We start from the raw sequence: 15,305 nt of genomic DNA, 5'->3' as shown, positions 1-15,305 counted from the left end.
TCGTCACCGCCCGCTCTAAGAGAGGCGGTCTCCGTCTACTCTTGGTGCGCACATGAAAGAGGCTCAGGCCTTCCGTCCATACGAAACGCTTGCTGAAGCGCTTATCCCGCATTCCCACGAAGGCGACGATGGTTCGCATGATCTCGCGCATATCCTGCGCGTCTTCAAGAACGCCATGCGCATCCAGGCAAGCGAAGGCGGAGATGGCCGCATTCTTGCCGCTGCAGTCTTGCTGCATGATTGCGTGGCCGTAGAGAAGAGCTCGCCGCTCAGAGCACAGGCGTCCGCGCTTGCTGCCGAGAAGGCCTCTGGGGTGCTGGCAGACCTTGGATGGTCGAAGGACGACATTGCCGCCGTCGCCCACGCGATCCTGACGCACAGTTTCTCGGCGAATATCGAGCCCGAGACGCTTGAGGCAAAGATCCTGCAGGATGCAGACCGGCTGGATGCGATCGGCATGGTCGGCGCGGGCCGCTGTTTTTATATCGGCGGGCGCATGGCGTCGTCGCTTTACGACCCGCTCGACCCGGCTGGAAACGAACGACCGCTTGACGATCGGCGTTATGTCATCGACCATTTCCAGACGAAACTGTTCAAGCTGGCCGATGGGTTCAAGACGGTCGCTGGCCGGGCGCTCGCTGCGGAGCGCGACAAGAGGCTGCGAGATTTTCTCGACGCCTTCATGGACGAAATCTAGGAGGACTTACATGCGCGTCAGCGATCTCTTCATCTATCCGCTCAAGAGCGCCCGTGGCATCGCGCTTCAAAGCACCGAGATCAACGCCTTCGGCCTGCCCGGAGACCGGCGCGCGATGCTGATCAATCCGGATGGCAGCTTCATCACCCAGCGCGAAATGACGGATCTGGCGCGGCTCGACGTTCGCCAAGAACCCAACGGCTTTCATCTCGGCATGAACGGAGAGACCCTGTTCGTCCCCCTGCCCGATGGCAACAAGCGCATCGATGTCTCGATCTGGAAGTCGATCGTCAATGCCGCTGTCGCCGACGACCACTCCAACCAAGTGCTCTCGCGCTGGTTCGGCCGGGACCTGAAATTCGTGTTCTTCGACGAGGACGCCAATCGCATCGCGAGCCCGGAATGGGCGGGTGACGACACGCCGGTGACCTTCGCGGATGGTTACCAGATCCTGGTGACCACGACGGGGTCGCTGAAGGCACTCAACGCCGATATCGAGGCGCACGGCGAAGGCAGCGTCGGGATGGAGCGGTTCCGGCCGAACATCGTCATCGACACGGACGAAGCCTGGCCGGAGGATCGCTGGGCGGCCATCGAGATCGGCGGCATCCGCTTCGATCTGGTGAAGCCGTGCGCGCGCTGCATCATGACCACGCAGGACCAGCAGACCGGTTCGCGCGAGGTTGCGAACCCGATGCCGGCCATGGGCCGCATCCGCATGTCGGCAGACCGCCGTGTCCCCGGCCCGCTGTTTGGCTGGAACGTCACGCCGCGCGCGGCTGGCGCTATCGCAATCGGCGATACGGTGAAAGTGCTCGACGAGCGGCCGGATGGATGGGCGTTCAAGGTGCGCAAGCGCGCCTGAACGGTGGGCTAAGCAGCGGCGGGCTTCAGCGCCTTGAGCGCGGCCTGCACGAAGCCCTCGCGGGCTGTCGACGGCTCCAGACCGCGCGGCTCATAGACATGGCGATGCAGGAAGAAAGCCGTCAGGCGAAATGCCTCAGACAGGCTGTCGAAATCGGCGGCCTGTCGCTTCTCCACGGATAGAAACGCCGGCAAGGCGAACATCCTGTCGGCCCAGGGTGCGCCGGCGTCGCGGCTGACCGCGCGACCCGACTTCGGCGAGACATAGGCAAGATCTGCGCGGGTGCCAGTTGCAGCACATTCGTTGAGGTCGAGACCGAAACCGAGATCGTTGAGCACGGCGAGTTCGAAGCGAACGAACAATTCGCCCGCATCGGCTGGGTTATCGAGATTGTCGAGAATGACTTCCAGGGCTTCGAAGAGATGTGGATGCGGATCGCGCTCGGGCAGAAGCCTGAGCAAGGCACCCATGGCCTGCACGCCGTAAGCCGCGGTCGCCGTTTCCATCAGCCGGGCGGCGCGCAGCGTAAGGGGCTCGATCTTGAACTCACCCATATGCTCATCGAGACGCGCGCGCCAGGTGACCTCGACCTCATTGCCGGGCTGCAGCACCGGCTGCATGGCGCGCGAACGCCCGGATCGCACCATGCCCAAGTGACGGCCACGATCCGGCGTCATCACCTCTGTGATGACGCTTGTCTCGCCATGGCGCCGAACGCCAAGAATAATTGCACGACCTTGCCACTGCATTACAAATCGACCTTCCGACCACGCGCTATCCTAGCGCATGGCGCAAGCCCTGTCATGAAAGCCTATCAGGACTCGGAGGGGAAAAGCCGGCGCAGGAAGTCCCGCATCGCGTCCTCGTCGAACGGCTTGACGAGAAGCGGCCTGTTTTGCAGGTCTTCTGGGAAATCCAGCGTGTCGGAGTAGCCGCTGACGAAGCCGAAGGGGATTTCGGCGGCGACCAGCCGGCGGGCGAAGTCGAAGCTCATGACCTCGCCGAGATTGACGTCAAGCAGGGCGAAATCATAGCTGTCGGCCTGGATCGCCTCGTTGGCCTGCTCGACGCTATTGCAAATATCGATGGTCTCGACACCGACGGCGCGCAGAATGTCTTCCGCCTCCATCGCGATGATCAAGCTATCCTCGAGAACCAGAACACGTCTCGCGACCATGATCAGAAAGCCCTCTTCCGGGCGCCGCCATCGACGCACCATATATCCCAAAATCGCATCTCTACCCCTGACAACCCACGGCCTCAGCCGAAAAGTTCACGCCGCCTATGCTTGCATAGCGGCTTTTTCACTCCCGGTCGATATTAGCGAATCTCGACACAAGAATGACTCGTGCTGGACATTAGGGTCCGGCCCTGGAATTTGCATTTAAAAAAGACATAGATAGAACCGCTTAGAGGAAGGGGCGCACCCTTTCGTCGAGCCCATCCCAGGCAGCAATTTTGGCGAGCGTTTCGCCATCCAGCACCTCGCAGGCGCGCTCCTGCCAGCGGATAAGATTGCGCGAAGCAAGCTTTTTCAAGGTCTTGTTGGTGTGCACGATCGAGAGGCCGAGCGTGTCGGCTATGTGCTGCTGGGTGATCGGGATGGCGCTATGGCCGTTGAAGAGATTGAGCTGCTTGCCGCGCTGATAGAGGAAGGCGATCAGGTAGGCGGCGCGCTCCAGCGCCGTTCGCCGGCCGATGCTCAGCAGGTGTTCGTCGAGTATCCGCTCTTCCTGCGCCGCCATCCAGGTGATGTCGAAGGCGAGCGACGGATGCTTGTTATACAACGTCATCAGCTTGTCGCGCTCGAATACGCAGAGCGATACCGGCGACAGCGCCTCGATCGAGTGCTGCATCTCGCCCATGATGGTGCCCTGGAGGCCGATCAGATCGCCGGGCATGATGTAGTTCAGGATCTGGCGGCGGCCGTCTTCGAGCGTCTTGTAGCGAAAGCCCCAGCCGGACAGCACCGTGAACAGGTGGGCGCTGTGGGCGCCTTCGACCAGGATCGTGGCGCCTGCATCGGCCGCCAGTTCACCCTTCTTGAACTTGGAAATGAAGCCCAGCTCGTCGCCGGTGAACTCGCGGAAATGCGGCAGCGGCCGCAAGGGACACTGTTCGCAGGGTGTCTTGAACGAATGCGTCGGCCGTGATGTCGCCATGCGTGTCCCATAATCCAGAAAAAGCGGCGCCCCGAAATCGGGACGCCGCTTTCTAAGAACTCATCACTTGCAACTTTGTTCCGCCGACCCTTGGATTTTTCCAAGGAAACGAGGGACTTGCGCCATAACCGGGGCCGCTTACTGGCGCGGGAATTCCAGGCCCATCTCGCGGAAACGCTCGGGGTCGTCGCCCCAGTTCTCGCGCACCTTCACGAAGAGGAAGAGGTGCACGGTCTGCTCAAGGATTTCCGACAGTTCCTTGCGCGATGCGGTGGAGATCGCCTTGATCGCTTCGCCGTTCTTGCCGAGAGCGATCTTCTTCTGGCTATCGCGCTCGACGTAGATCACCTGCTCGATGCGAACGGATCCATCCTTGCGCTCTTCCCACTTTTCCGTCTCGACATGCGATGCGTAGGGTAGCTCCTGATGCAGGCGCAGGAACAACTTCTCGCGGGTGATTTCGGCGGCCAGCTGGCGCATCGGCAGATCGGAGATCTGGTCTTCCGGATAATACCACGGCCCCTCGGGAAGCGTCTTGGCGAGATAGTCCATGACGTCGTCACAGCCCGAACCGTTTTCGGCCGAGATCATGAAGGTCTGGTCGAAAGCGACGTATTCGTTGGCGGCGGAGGCCAGAGCCAGCAGATCCTCGCGCTTGACGCGGTCGATCTTGTTAAGAGCGAGGATCTTGCGCTGGGGCACGTCCTTCAGGCTCTCAAGGATCTTCTCGGCATCGCCGCGCAGGCCACGCTCGCTGTCGATCAGGAGCATGATGATATCGGCATCCTTGGCGCCGCCCCAGGCGGAGGTTACCATGGCGCGATCGAGCCGGCGACGCGGCTTGAAGATACCAGGCGTGTCCATGAAGACGATCTGGGCGTTGTCATGGGTGGCGATGCCGCGGATGACCGCGCGCGTCGTCTGCACCTTGTGGCTGACGATCGAGACCTTGGCGCCAACCAGGCGGTTCAGCAAGGTCGACTTGCCGGCATTGGTCGGCCCGATCAGGGCGACGAAGCCGGAATGCGTCGGGCCAGCGGGTTCAGCGGCGCTATCCGCGATGTCGTGTTCTTCGGTCATTGTTCCCGTCAATTTCCGGCAGACGATTTCTGCCAAATGCCTTCGCGTTCGAGCATCTTCGTCGCGGCCACCTGCTCGGCGGCACGCTTGGAGCGCTCGACGCCCGTTTCCGGCTTCACGCCGGCGACTTCGACCGTCACCGTGAAGCGCGGATCATGATCCGGTCCGGTGCGCTCTTCAACCCGGTAGTTTGGCGTCACGCCGAATTTGGCATGCGACCATTCCTGTAGTTCCGTCTTGGCGTCGCGTCGGGCGCCATCGGCGCGCACCGCCCGCTTCTCCCAATACTTCACGATGAAGTGGCGCGCGACCTCGAGGCCGGCGTCGAGATAGATCGCGGCGATCAGGCTTTCGACGACGTCGGCGCGGACATTCATCATGCGCTTGCCGGTGAGCTTTTTCACGTCGGCACCGGTGCGAATGTAGAGATGCAGGCCGAGCTCGTCGGCAACTTCGGCGCAGGTGTCGGCGCTGACCAGCTGGTTCAGGCGGACAGACAGCTCGCCTTCCGTGGCGGCGCCGAAGGTCCTGAAAAGCATCTCGGCGACACACAGGCCAAGAACCCGGTCGCCAAGAAACTCAAGCCGTTCATAGTTCGCACCCTTCTGGGTGCGGGCGCTTGCATGCGTCAGTGCACGATCGAGGCGCTCCTTCTCGGCAAAGACATGGCCGATCAGCGCCTCGAGCTTTGTTCGGTCAGCCGCCGAAAGCGTCGGCGACTTGCTCATTCAACGCCCTTGAACAGTCGATCCCAACGCATGTTGGAAGGCCACTTCCAGATTTCGCGGAAGGAGGTGTCGTTGCCAAGCGAGAAGAAGATGACGCTGGCGCGGCCAACCAGATTTTCGGCCGGTACGAAACCGACGTCGAAGCGGCTGTCGAGTGAGTTGTCGCGGTTGTCGCCCATCATGAAGTAGTGACCTTCGGGAACGATGAACTCGCGAGTGTTGTCGCCACGCGATACCGGAGACTGGTCGAGCGTGTCGTAGGTCACACCGTTATCGAGGGTTTCGCGGAAAACCGGAACGTCCTGGCCCGGGTCCTGCGCGTAATCGGAGTTGAACGTGCCATCCGGCACCTTCGGAACAGCCTTGCCGTTGACGTAAAGCACGCCATCGGTGACCTGGATATGGTCGCCGGGAAGACCGACGAGACGCTTGATGTAATCGACATCGGGATTCGGCGGGAAGCGGAAGACGACAACGTCGCCGCGCTTCGGCTCGCTTGCGAAGATACGACCGCTGAACAGGTTTGGCGAGAACGGCAGGGAATACTTCGAGTAGCCGTAAGAAAATTTGTTGACGAAGATATAGTCGCCAACAAGAAGCGTCGGCATCATCGAGCCCGAGGGAATGGTGAATGGCTGGAACAGGACCGTGCGGATGACCATCGCCAAGACCAATGCCTGGACGATGACCTTGATGTTCTCCCAGAGGGCGTTCGGCTTGGCTTGAACTTTTTCGGACACGCAGTCTATTCCTTCAGAGCGCCAAAACGGCGCAAGTCTTTAATCGGTTCTGTGTAGCGGCTTCGGCTGATTGCGGCAATGCCACGAACATTAAAAGCCAGACAGGTAACGGTCAGTTGCTGGGCGGTCAGCTGCCCAGCGGCAGAGCCTCGATGATGACGAAGGCCTGAGCCAAGGGATAATCATCGGTAATTGTCAAATGGATGGCGGCGCGATGCCCCGCCGGCAACATCCTCTGCAAAATCTCGCCAGCGCCGCCTGTCAGTTTCATCGTCGGCTTGCCGCTCGGGAGGTTGACGACGCCCATATCCTTCCAGAAGACACCCTGGGCGATACCCGTGCCCAAAGCTTTTGAGCAGGCCTCCTTGGCGGCGAAGCGCTTGGCGTAGGAGGCGGCGCGGTTGGCGCGGCGGTCGGATTTCTGCTGTTCGATCTCGGTGAAGCAGCGATTGGTAAAGCGCTCGCCAAATCGCTCCAGCGATTTCTCCACGCGCCTGATATCGATGAGATCGCTGCCGATACCGATGATCATACTGTTTCCTCAAGCGAAACTGGCTCAGCGACGCGCAGGCGCGCACGCTCAAGCAGGCGGGCACGGCGGCGTCCCTGGAAGCCCCTCACCGTGTAGAATGTCGCGAAGTAGATGGCCACGGCGGTGACGGCTGCCGGCGGCAGCGAACCGATCAGCATCGGCTCCAACACCGGGCGCCAAAGCTCGCTGAAATGCAGCTCGTGGAAGAGTGCGGGAAGATCGACCGCATTGCCCTGCATCGTATCCTTGCGGCTCAGGAGCAGGTGCCCGATTTCCCAGGTCGTTCCCCAGATGAAGGGATAGGTCAGCGGATTGCCGAAGGCCGCGCAGCCAAGAGCGGCGGCGACCATATTGCCTGACAACAGATAGGTGATGACGAAGGCCATGATGAAATGGACGCCGATGAACGGGGTCCAGGACACGAAGATCCCGGCCGCAACGCCAACGGCCACCGCATGTGGCGATGCCCTCAGGCGAAGCACGCGCATCACGAGATAGCGCGGAGGCCTCAGGAATCCCTTTCGTGGCCAAAGCAGCTCACGCAGCTTTTCACGAAATCCAGCGGGTTTCCGACGACGAAATAACATGGCGCGTATGTAGTGCATGCCGCACAGGCCTGACAAGAGCGCCAGACCTCCTCAGTCGCTATTTGATGTGCGCCGACTGAGTATCTACCGGGGCGTAACTCAAACGCCCCTTCCCACTTGCAAATCCAGTAACCGATTAACGGGTACGGAACAGACCACGGTCAACCTGACGCTGGCGGTATTCGAGATCGATACGGTCGAACGAGCCGTTCAGGTATGCGGTTTCGCGTTCTTCAGCGCTCGGAGCGCGCAGGGCACGAGCGAACTTCTTGATCGGTGTAAACATTTGGATGCCTCCTTCTTTCGGTCACTTGTTGATGACCAGAAGATAGGCGGAGACGAGCGTTTTTACCAACGCTCTAACTCTCAGTCAGCCATGCGCCAAACGCATATCTGGCCCCTCATCTGCGACAATTTGACCATAAAACGATCACATATTGTGCAAACCGGGTGCAGATGCGCCCGCTTTACTCGTAAAGCCGGCGCACAGTCGCAACACAATCCAGCTCATTCAGCTGTGCAAGCAATTGATTCAGCTGGCGAAGATCCCAAACTTCGACATCGAGCGCCATCTCCGTGAAGTCGGTGGCGACGCGAACCGTGTTGAAGACGCGGATGTTGACGTCGACATCGGCGACTGTGCGGGCAAGCTTTGCGAGCGTACCGGGCTCGTTCAGCGCGTTGACCAGGATGCGGGCCATGAAGCGCGACTTGTTGGCCTCATCGAGATCCCAGCGCACATCGATCCAGCGATCGGGCTGCTCGTCAAACCGCTGCAGCACGGGGGACTGGATCGGATAGATCGTGATGCCCTTGGCGTTTTCGGTCGTGTTAGTGATGCCGACGATGCGGTCGCCGGGGACAGCGCCCGTCGGGGCGAACTGCACGTCGATATTGCTCGAGATGCCACGGATCGGCACGGCCTCGGCATCACCCAAGGCCTCCGGGCCGTTTGGTGCATGCTCGGTCGCCTTGCCCTTATCCGGGATCTTGAAGATCATGCCGGTAGCGCTGCGAACATTGAACCATCCATCGTCGCCCGAGGGCTTGGAGGTGATGCGCTCTTCCTGGTGATCGGGATAGACGGCGCGCAAGACGTCGAGCGACGACATCTCGCCGCGGCCGACGGAGGCAATCGCGTCCTCGACATCCTTCTGGCCGAGGCGGTGCAGCGCCGGCTTCATCGCTTCACGGGAGAACACCTTGCCGGCGCGATCGAAAGTGCGCTCGAGAATGCGGTGACCAAGGCCGGCATATTGCTTGCGGATGGCCATGCGCGTGGCACGGCGGATGGCGGCGCGTGCCTTACCGGTCACGACGATCTCTTCCCAGGCCGCCGGCGGCACCTGCACGCCGGAGCGGATGATCTCGACCTCATCGCCATTCGCAAGGCGGGTGACGAGCGGCATGATGCGGCCGTTGATCTTGGCGCCAACGGTGGTGTCGCCGATGTTGGTGTGAACGGCGTAGGCAAAGTCGATCGGGGTGGCGCCGCGCGGAAGCGCAATCAGCTTGCCCTTCGGCGTGAAACAGAAGACCTGGTCCTGAAAGAGCTCGAGCTTAGTGTGCTCCAGGAACTCTTCCGGGCTATCACCCTCGGCCAGCGCCTCGATCGTGTGGCGGAGCCAGGAATAGGCGTTGGATTCGCGCGAGAGGATGTCGCTATCGGCGTTGGTGGCGCCGTCCTTGTAGAGCGTGTGGGCGGCGATACCGAACTCGGCGATCTCGTGCATGCGCTTGGTGCGGATCTGCAGCTCGATGCGCTGGCTGGATGGGCCGACGATGGTGGTGTGCAGCGAACGATAGTCGTTCTGCTTCGGCGTCGAGATGTAATCCTTGAAGCGGCCGGGTACGACGCGCCAGCGGGTGTGGACGATGCCAAGGCCGCGATAGCAGGACGGAATATCGTCGACGATGATGCGGAAGCCATAGACATCCGACAGCTGTTCGAAGGAGAGCGACTTCGACTGCATCTTGCGGAAGACCGAATAAGGCTTCTTCTGACGACCTTTGACGTAGGCATTGGTCAGGCCGTTGGCGACCAGAAGATCGCGCAGCTCGGTCTCGATCTTCTTGACCAGACCTTCGTTGCGTCGCGACAGCTCCTCGAGGCGCTTGGTGACAGTGTCGTAAGCCTCGGGGTTGATGTGGCGGAAGGACAGGTCCTCCAGCTCCTCGCGCATATCCTGCATACCCATGCGGCCGGCGAGCGGCGCGTAGATATCCATCGTCTCTTCGGAAATGCGCGCGCGCTTTTCCGGCGACATGTGGTCGAGGGTGCGCATGTTGTGCAGGCGGTCGGCCAGCTTGACCAAGAGGACGCGCACGTCGTCGGAGATCGCAAGCAGCAGCTTGCGCAGGTTTTCGGCCTGCTTGGCCTTCTTGGTGACGAGATCGAGCTTCTTGATCTTCGTCAGGCCTTCGACGAGGCGGCCGATGTCTTCGCCGAAGAGTTCATCGATCTCGGCGCGGGTCGCGGTCGTGTCTTCGATGGTGTCGTGCAGCAGGGCGACGGCGATCGTCGACTCGTCGAGATGCATGTCCGTGAGGATGGCGGCGACTTCGAGGGGGTGGGAGATATAGGGATCGCCGCTTGCCCGCTTCTGCTGCCCATGCTTCTGCATGGCATAGACATAGGCTTTGTTGAGCAGGGCTTCGTTGGCGTCGGGCTTGTATTTCTGAACCCGCTCCACGAGCTCGTACTGCCGCATCATGCCGAAACCACTCCATCACAAAAGAAAAGCGCGCCAATCACAGATTGGCGCACGTGATACTCAATCATATGCCGAAGCAATAATGGCGCAAGATTGACGATTAGTAATCGTCGCTCTTTTCCGGCGGCACGAGGCCTTCGATACCGGCCAGAAGCTCTTCTTCCGACATCTGGTCGAAGGTGATCGTCTCCGGAGCGTCTTCCTGCTCTTCGCCATCGGCAGCAGCCGCGGTGGTGATGAGGCTTGCCGGATCGGGCTCGGGCTCGTCGACTTCGACGTGCTTCTGCAGCGAATGGATCAGGTCTTCCTTCAGGTCGTCGGGAGACAGCATCTCGTCGGCGATCTCGCGAAGGGCGACGACCGGGTTCTTGTCGTTGTCGCGATCGATGGTGATCGAGGCGCCCTGGGAAATCAGCCGGGCACGGTGGCTGGCAAGCAGAACCAGCTCGAAGCGGTTCTCAACTTTGTCAATGCAATCTTCTACTGTGACACGGGCCATTGCCTGTCCTTTACGGTCGGGATCTCGGGATTAGCACGGCGATACAATTAAAAGCAGGCGAATTCAAGTTTTTAGTGAAGGAGCCGTTCGAGCCTGTGGGAACTTTCTAATTTTAGAGGTTTCCACTAAAAGTTGCTTGGAATATGCCGAATCCTGTCCTAAATCTGACTTATATGAATAGTTCATAAAGTAAGAATTGTTCTGAATTTTTCAGATAACCCATTGTTTTCGTGGGCTATCTGCAGCCGCATAATAGATTACTCAAAGTGGATTGGTACGCGATGTTCGACCCGCGAGAAAAAATTGCACTTTTCATTGATGGCGCCAATCTCTACGCGGCGTCCAAGAGTCTCGGCTTTGATATCGACTACAGAAAACTTCTGAAAGCCTTCCAGAAGCGCGGTTATCTGCTGCGCGCCTATTATTACACGGCCCTGATCGAGGACCAGGAATATTCCTCGATCCGCCCGCTGATCGACTGGCTGGATTACAACGGCTACAAGGTCGTGACCAAGCCCGCCAAGGAATTCACCGACTCCATGGGCCGCCGCAAGATCAAGGGCAACATGGATATCGAGCTCGCGATCGATGCGATGGAGCAATCCGAAACCGTCGACCACCTGGTGATCTTCTCCGGCGACGGCGACTTCACGACGCTGGTCGAGGCGCTGCAGCGCAAGGGCCGCAAGGTCTCGATCATCTCGACGATGGCAACCCAGCCGCCGATGATCGCCGACGACCTGCGCCGTCAGGCGGATCACTTCATCGACCTCTTGTCCCTGAAGAGCGAAATAGGCCGCGACCCGTCCGAGCGCCCTGCCCGTCCGGTTGAGCCAGCGGCATCCAGCGACTTCGAAAGCTGACGCGAGCAACCAATGCTCCAAAAGAAAACCGCGGCACTTGCCGCGGTTTTGATTCAGGCCGCTATTTGATCAGCCATTATCCTTGAGAAGCCGGCTCTTCTGCCGGTTCCAATCGCGTTCTTTTTCAGACTCGCGTTTGTCGTGCAGCTTCTTGCCCTTCGCCAAAGCAAGTTCCATCTTCGCGCGGCCGCGATCGTTAAAGTAGATCTTCAACGGGATGAGCGTCATGCCTTCGCGGTTGATACCGGCACGCAGACGGTTGATCTCGCGGCCCGACAGCAGGAGCTTGCGGCGGCGGCGCGGCTCGTGGTTGAAGCGGTTGGCCTGCAGATATTCCGGAAGATAGGAATTGATCAGCCAGATCTCGCCACCTTCGTCCGAGGCGTAGGATTCGGCGATATTGGCCTTGCCCTCGCGCAGCGACTTGACCTCGGTGCCCATCAGCACCAAGCCAGCCTCGTAGGTATCGACGATCTCGTAGTTGTAGCGCGCCTTGCGGTTTTCGGCGACGATCTTCTTGACGACGCGCTGGCTGCCTTTGGGGGCCATGACAAATTCCAATTGCTCGGGGGCGCGATATCCGCGCCCGCACTTCTCGGCTTTATGTAGAGGCGCGGCCCATCTTTGTGAAGGCCGCGCGTTTTATCGGTTCAGCAGGCTATCAGTTCAAAAGGCCGGCTTGGCGCAGCGCTGCGTCGAGTGCGGCTTCCGTGCTTGCCTCCAGCGAGGAGACGAGCGGAGAGCGAACCGTGCGGTTCATGCCGCGGATCTTCGAGAGGCCGTACTTGGCGCCACAGAGGCCTGGCTCCAGGAAGATCGCCTTGTGCAGCGGCATCAGGCGGTCCTGATATTCGAGCGCTTTCGCGAAATCGCCAGCCAGCGTCGCGGCCTGGAACTCGGCACAGAGGCGCGGGGCAACATTGGCCGTGACCGAGATGCAGCCGACGCCGCCATGGGCGTTGAAGCCGAGCGCGGTTGCGTCTTCGCCGGAGAGCTGGCGGAAATCCTTGCCGCAAGTGATGCGCTGTTCGGAGACGCGTTCGATCTTGCCGGTGGCATCCTTGACGCCGACGATGTTGCCGTATGCCTTCGTAAGCGCGCCCATGGTTTCTGGCGTCATGTCGATGACCGAACGGCCCGGAATGTTGTAGATGTAGATCGGCAGCTTGATGGCTTCCGCGACCGCTGCAAAGTGGGCGTAGAGGCCCTTCTGCGTCGGCTTGTTGTAATAGGGCGTGACGACGAGAACCGCATCGGCACCGGCCTTTTCGGCGTGCTGCGCGAGCTCGACGGCTTCGCGGGTGTTGTTGGAGCCGGCACCAGCCATGACGGGAACGCGCTTGGCGGCGGCCTCGATACAGAGTTCGACCACGCGTTTGTGTTCGGCATGCGACAGGGTCGGGGATTCGCCGGTCGTTCCGACTGGAACGAGACCGCTGCTGCCTTCCTTGATCTGCCAATCGACATGGGCGGCGAAGGCCGCTTCATCCACAAGGCCAGCATCGGTGAAAGGCGTGACGAGTGCGGGAATGGATCCCTGGAACATGCAGAACTCCTTACGACCGCAATCCATGCTTCGGCCGCATTCCTTGAATACGAAGGAGCGCACCATAGTGCGCCACAAAGGGTCCGACAAGCGTACAGAGCTTTGTTGCAACAAATTCCGATCGCAAATGTGAATGAAATTGAAGGGCTTCGGTAAGGTTTCGTTAATATGCGTCCCAGCAAATGTAGGGACGCGTTTCCATTGCGAGTATCCCTGATGAAGAGAGCTGTTCTGATCCTGTCCGCGCTCGGCCTCACGGCCGCCGCATGGGGCACATTTGCCGCGCAGCTCCCAGGCGAAGACGCGCCCGTTCCCGACGTTCGTCCAATCGGCTACATGCCGCAGACCTCGCTGCCGGAATCGATGACCACGGGGGCCATACCGCGAAGCCAGGCAATCGCGCCCGTCAACAGCGACCTGAAGACCGGCCTCGACGCGCTATCCGCAAAGGATCCGATGCAGGCGATCTCCATCCGCGACGGCATGGCGCAAGGCACGCTCGACCGTCACATCCTGACCTGGGCGATCGCCGTCTCCGGGCAGAAGGGCGTACCCTCTGTCGAGATCGCCACCGCTGCCCAGGAATTGAAGGGCTGGCCTGGGCTGGCAAAGCTCAGGATATACTCCGAACGTGCGCTCTATGACGAAAACCCCTCGCCCTCGGCCGTTCTCGCGGCCTTCGGCGAAACCGCTCCGGAGACGACTTCCGGCGCGATGATCCTGTCGCGCGCGCTGGTCGCCACCGGCAAGCAGCAGCAGGCGGCGAAATACATGCGCAAAGTCTGGCGTGGCGAGACGCTGGACAAGGCGACGGAAGACAAGATCCTGGCCGAATTCGCGGGCTTGCTCACCGTTGCCGATCACAAGGCGCGCATGGAATACCTGATGTATCGCAACCGCACGGCGCAGGCCAAGCGTTTCGGCGATCTCGGGCAGGCGCAATCACTCTACAAGGCGTGGGAAGCCGTCGCCAGCAAGGCGCCGAATGCAGGCGCGCTTCTTGCCGGCGTCGACGGCAAGTGGAACGGTGATCCAGGCTATCTCTTCGCGCGCATCGAATATCTGCGCAAGCAGGAGAAGTATCCCGAGGCCGCCAAGCTTCTGCAGCAGATGCCGCGCGACCGCGACGAACTCGTCAATGCCGGCGAATGGTGGAACGAGCAGCGGATCGTCAGCCGTGGGCTGGTCGACCAGGGGCAGTTCAAGCTCGCCTACGGCATCGTCTCGAAGTACGCGGCGACGACGCCGACCGATATCGTCGAGGCGGAATTCCATGCGGGCTGGTACGCGCTGCGCGGGCTGCAAGACCCGACAACGGCCCAGACGCATTTCCGCAAGATTCTCGACTTCTCAAACGGCCCGATTTCCGTGTCGCGCGCCTACTACTGGATGGGACGCTCGGCCGAGGCCGGTGGTGCCGGCAAGGCGGCGGAGTTCTACGCCAAGGCTGCGAGCTATCCGACGACCTTCTACGGCCAGCTTGCGGGCGAGAAGCTCGGCCGCAAGACGATAAATGTCAGCTACCCCTCGCCAAGCCCGGCGGATCGTCAGCGCTATCAGGCGCGCGAGGCCGTGCAGGCGATCGCCCGGCTTGACGCCGCCGGCCACGGATGGCGGGCGAATGCTCTCTATCTCGCTCTCGGCGAACAGATGCAGAGCCCGGGCGAACTCGCCATCCTCTCGGCGCAGGCTGAGCGCTCCGGCGATCACCATCTGTCGCTGCAGATCGGCAAGAGCGCCTATGCGCGCGGCGTCGATGTCGCGGCGCTGGCCTTCCCGATCGGCGTCATTCCCGGCACCGCCAACATCTCCGGCTCCGGCAAGGCGCTCGCCTATGCAATCGCCCGGCAGGAGAGCGCCTTCAATCCGACGGCTGTCTCCATCGCCGACGCGCGCGGCCTGCTACAGATCCTGCCCGGGACGGCGATGGCAGTCGCCAAGCGCCACAACATCGCCTATTCCAAGGACAAGCTGACCGCAGACGCCGGCTACAACGCGACGCTCGGCGCGCATTATCTCGGCGAACAGATCGACGCGTTCGGCGGCTCCTACATCATGACTTTCATCGCTTACAATGCCGGGCCGAAGCGCGTTCCGGAATGGATCGGCCGCTATGGCGATCCGCGTGGCAAATCGATCGACGCCGTCGTCGATTGGATCGAGCGCATCCCGTTCCCCGAGACGCGTAACTATGTGCAGCGGGTGATAGAGAACTACGAGGTCTACAAGGCCCGGTTGGGTCAGCCCGTTAGCATCCAGCAGGACCTGATCGGCGGACGCAACGCGTCGTAA

The 15,305-nt window shown here is 60.8% G+C and carries 17 protein-coding genes; 4 read left to right on the top strand and 13 right to left on the bottom strand.

Annotation, left to right across the window (positions count from 1 at the left end):
- The first annotated feature begins 52 nt into the window (after positions 1-52).
- Positions 53-697 carry an HD domain-containing protein gene (locus QTL96_RS23445; RefSeq protein WP_289729406.1) on the top strand — a complete coding sequence of 215 codons (645 nt, stop codon included), beginning with the start codon at positions 53-55 and terminating at the stop codon, positions 695-697.
- 10 nt (positions 698-707) lie between these two features.
- The gene (locus QTL96_RS23440; RefSeq protein WP_289729405.1) at positions 708-1,562 is read left to right on the top strand and encodes an MOSC domain-containing protein; all 855 of its coding nucleotides are present in this window, start codon (positions 708-710) and stop codon (positions 1,560-1,562) included.
- A gap of 8 nt (positions 1,563-1,570) precedes the next feature.
- On the opposite strand, the gene recO is transcribed toward QTL96_RS23440, so the two are convergent.
- The 11 genes from recO to rpoZ form a co-directional block, all read right to left on the bottom strand.
- Positions 1,571-2,311, bottom strand: coding sequence for a DNA repair protein RecO (gene recO, locus QTL96_RS23435; protein WP_289729404.1), 741 nt, complete (start codon positions 2,309-2,311; stop codon positions 1,571-1,573).
- Positions 2,312-2,376: 65 nt separating this feature from the next.
- Positions 2,377-2,739 carry a response regulator gene (locus QTL96_RS23430; protein WP_113008531.1) on the bottom strand — a complete coding sequence of 121 codons (363 nt, stop codon included), beginning with the start codon at positions 2,737-2,739 and terminating at the stop codon, positions 2,377-2,379.
- A gap of 232 nt (positions 2,740-2,971) precedes the next feature.
- On the bottom strand, positions 2,972-3,724 hold the full coding sequence (locus QTL96_RS23425; protein WP_026283061.1) for a Crp/Fnr family transcriptional regulator: 753 nt from the start codon (positions 3,722-3,724) through the stop codon (positions 2,972-2,974).
- A 138-nt stretch (positions 3,725-3,862) separates the two neighbouring features.
- On the bottom strand, positions 3,863-4,804 hold the full coding sequence (gene era, locus QTL96_RS23420; RefSeq protein WP_018898809.1) for a GTPase Era: 942 nt from the start codon (positions 4,802-4,804) through the stop codon (positions 3,863-3,865).
- An 8-nt stretch (positions 4,805-4,812) separates the two neighbouring features.
- Positions 4,813-5,532, bottom strand: a complete 720-nt coding sequence (rnc, locus tag QTL96_RS23415; RefSeq protein ID WP_113199063.1) for a ribonuclease III — start codon at positions 5,530-5,532, stop codon at positions 4,813-4,815.
- Positions 5,529-6,272 (bottom strand): signal peptidase I, encoded by a 744-nt coding sequence (gene lepB / locus QTL96_RS23410; RefSeq protein ID WP_289729403.1) that lies wholly within the window; start codon positions 6,270-6,272, stop codon positions 5,529-5,531. Before lepB ends, rnc begins: the two co-directional genes overlap by 4 nt.
- A gap of 127 nt (positions 6,273-6,399) precedes the next feature.
- On the bottom strand, positions 6,400-6,804 hold the full coding sequence (acpS, locus tag QTL96_RS23405) for a holo-ACP synthase (protein ID WP_289729402.1): 405 nt from the start codon (positions 6,802-6,804) through the stop codon (positions 6,400-6,402).
- A complete protein-coding gene (locus tag QTL96_RS23400; protein WP_026283062.1) occupies positions 6,801-7,391 on the bottom strand; it encodes a DUF2062 domain-containing protein in 591 nt (196 codons plus the stop codon). The genes acpS and QTL96_RS23400 overlap by 4 nt, the downstream gene beginning before the upstream one ends.
- Before the next feature lie 136 nt (positions 7,392-7,527).
- A complete protein-coding gene (locus tag QTL96_RS23395) occupies positions 7,528-7,677 on the bottom strand; it encodes a DUF3563 family protein (protein WP_112941369.1) in 150 nt (49 codons plus the stop codon).
- Between the two features lie 181 nt (positions 7,678-7,858).
- Positions 7,859-10,105: a bifunctional (p)ppGpp synthetase/guanosine-3',5'-bis(diphosphate) 3'-pyrophosphohydrolase gene (locus QTL96_RS23390; protein ID WP_289729401.1), complete on the bottom strand. Its 2,247-nt coding sequence runs from the start codon at positions 10,103-10,105 to the stop codon at positions 7,859-7,861.
- 100 nt (positions 10,106-10,205) lie between these two features.
- The gene (rpoZ, locus tag QTL96_RS23385) at positions 10,206-10,604 is read right to left on the bottom strand and encodes a DNA-directed RNA polymerase subunit omega (protein WP_018898816.1); all 399 of its coding nucleotides are present in this window, start codon (positions 10,602-10,604) and stop codon (positions 10,206-10,208) included.
- Positions 10,605-10,885: 281 nt separating this feature from the next.
- Between rpoZ and QTL96_RS23380 the strand changes: the two genes are divergently transcribed.
- The gene (locus tag QTL96_RS23380; protein WP_018898817.1) at positions 10,886-11,467 is read left to right on the top strand and encodes an NYN domain-containing protein; all 582 of its coding nucleotides are present in this window, start codon (positions 10,886-10,888) and stop codon (positions 11,465-11,467) included.
- A gap of 69 nt (positions 11,468-11,536) precedes the next feature.
- Here the strand turns inward: QTL96_RS23380 and smpB are convergent, their stop codons facing one another.
- Entirely contained in the window at positions 11,537-12,016 is a 480-nt protein-coding gene (gene smpB / locus QTL96_RS23375) for an SsrA-binding protein SmpB (protein ID WP_018898818.1), read from the bottom strand.
- Positions 12,017-12,128: 112 nt separating this feature from the next.
- Positions 12,129-13,013 (bottom strand): 4-hydroxy-tetrahydrodipicolinate synthase, encoded by an 885-nt coding sequence (gene dapA / locus QTL96_RS23370; RefSeq protein ID WP_289729400.1) that lies wholly within the window; start codon positions 13,011-13,013, stop codon positions 12,129-12,131.
- Between the two features lie 216 nt (positions 13,014-13,229).
- Here dapA and QTL96_RS23365 point away from each other — a divergent pair, with 216 nt between their 5' ends.
- On the top strand, positions 13,230-15,305 hold the full coding sequence (locus QTL96_RS23365; protein ID WP_289729399.1) for a lytic transglycosylase domain-containing protein: 2,076 nt from the start codon (positions 13,230-13,232) through the stop codon (positions 15,303-15,305).

Source organism: Rhizobium sp. S163 (genome assembly GCF_030380805.1).
GTDB lineage: Bacteria > Pseudomonadota > Alphaproteobacteria > Rhizobiales > Rhizobiaceae > Rhizobium.
The sequence above is the reverse complement of the archived record's forward strand: the minus strand, read 5'-3'. Positions and strand labels throughout refer to the sequence as shown.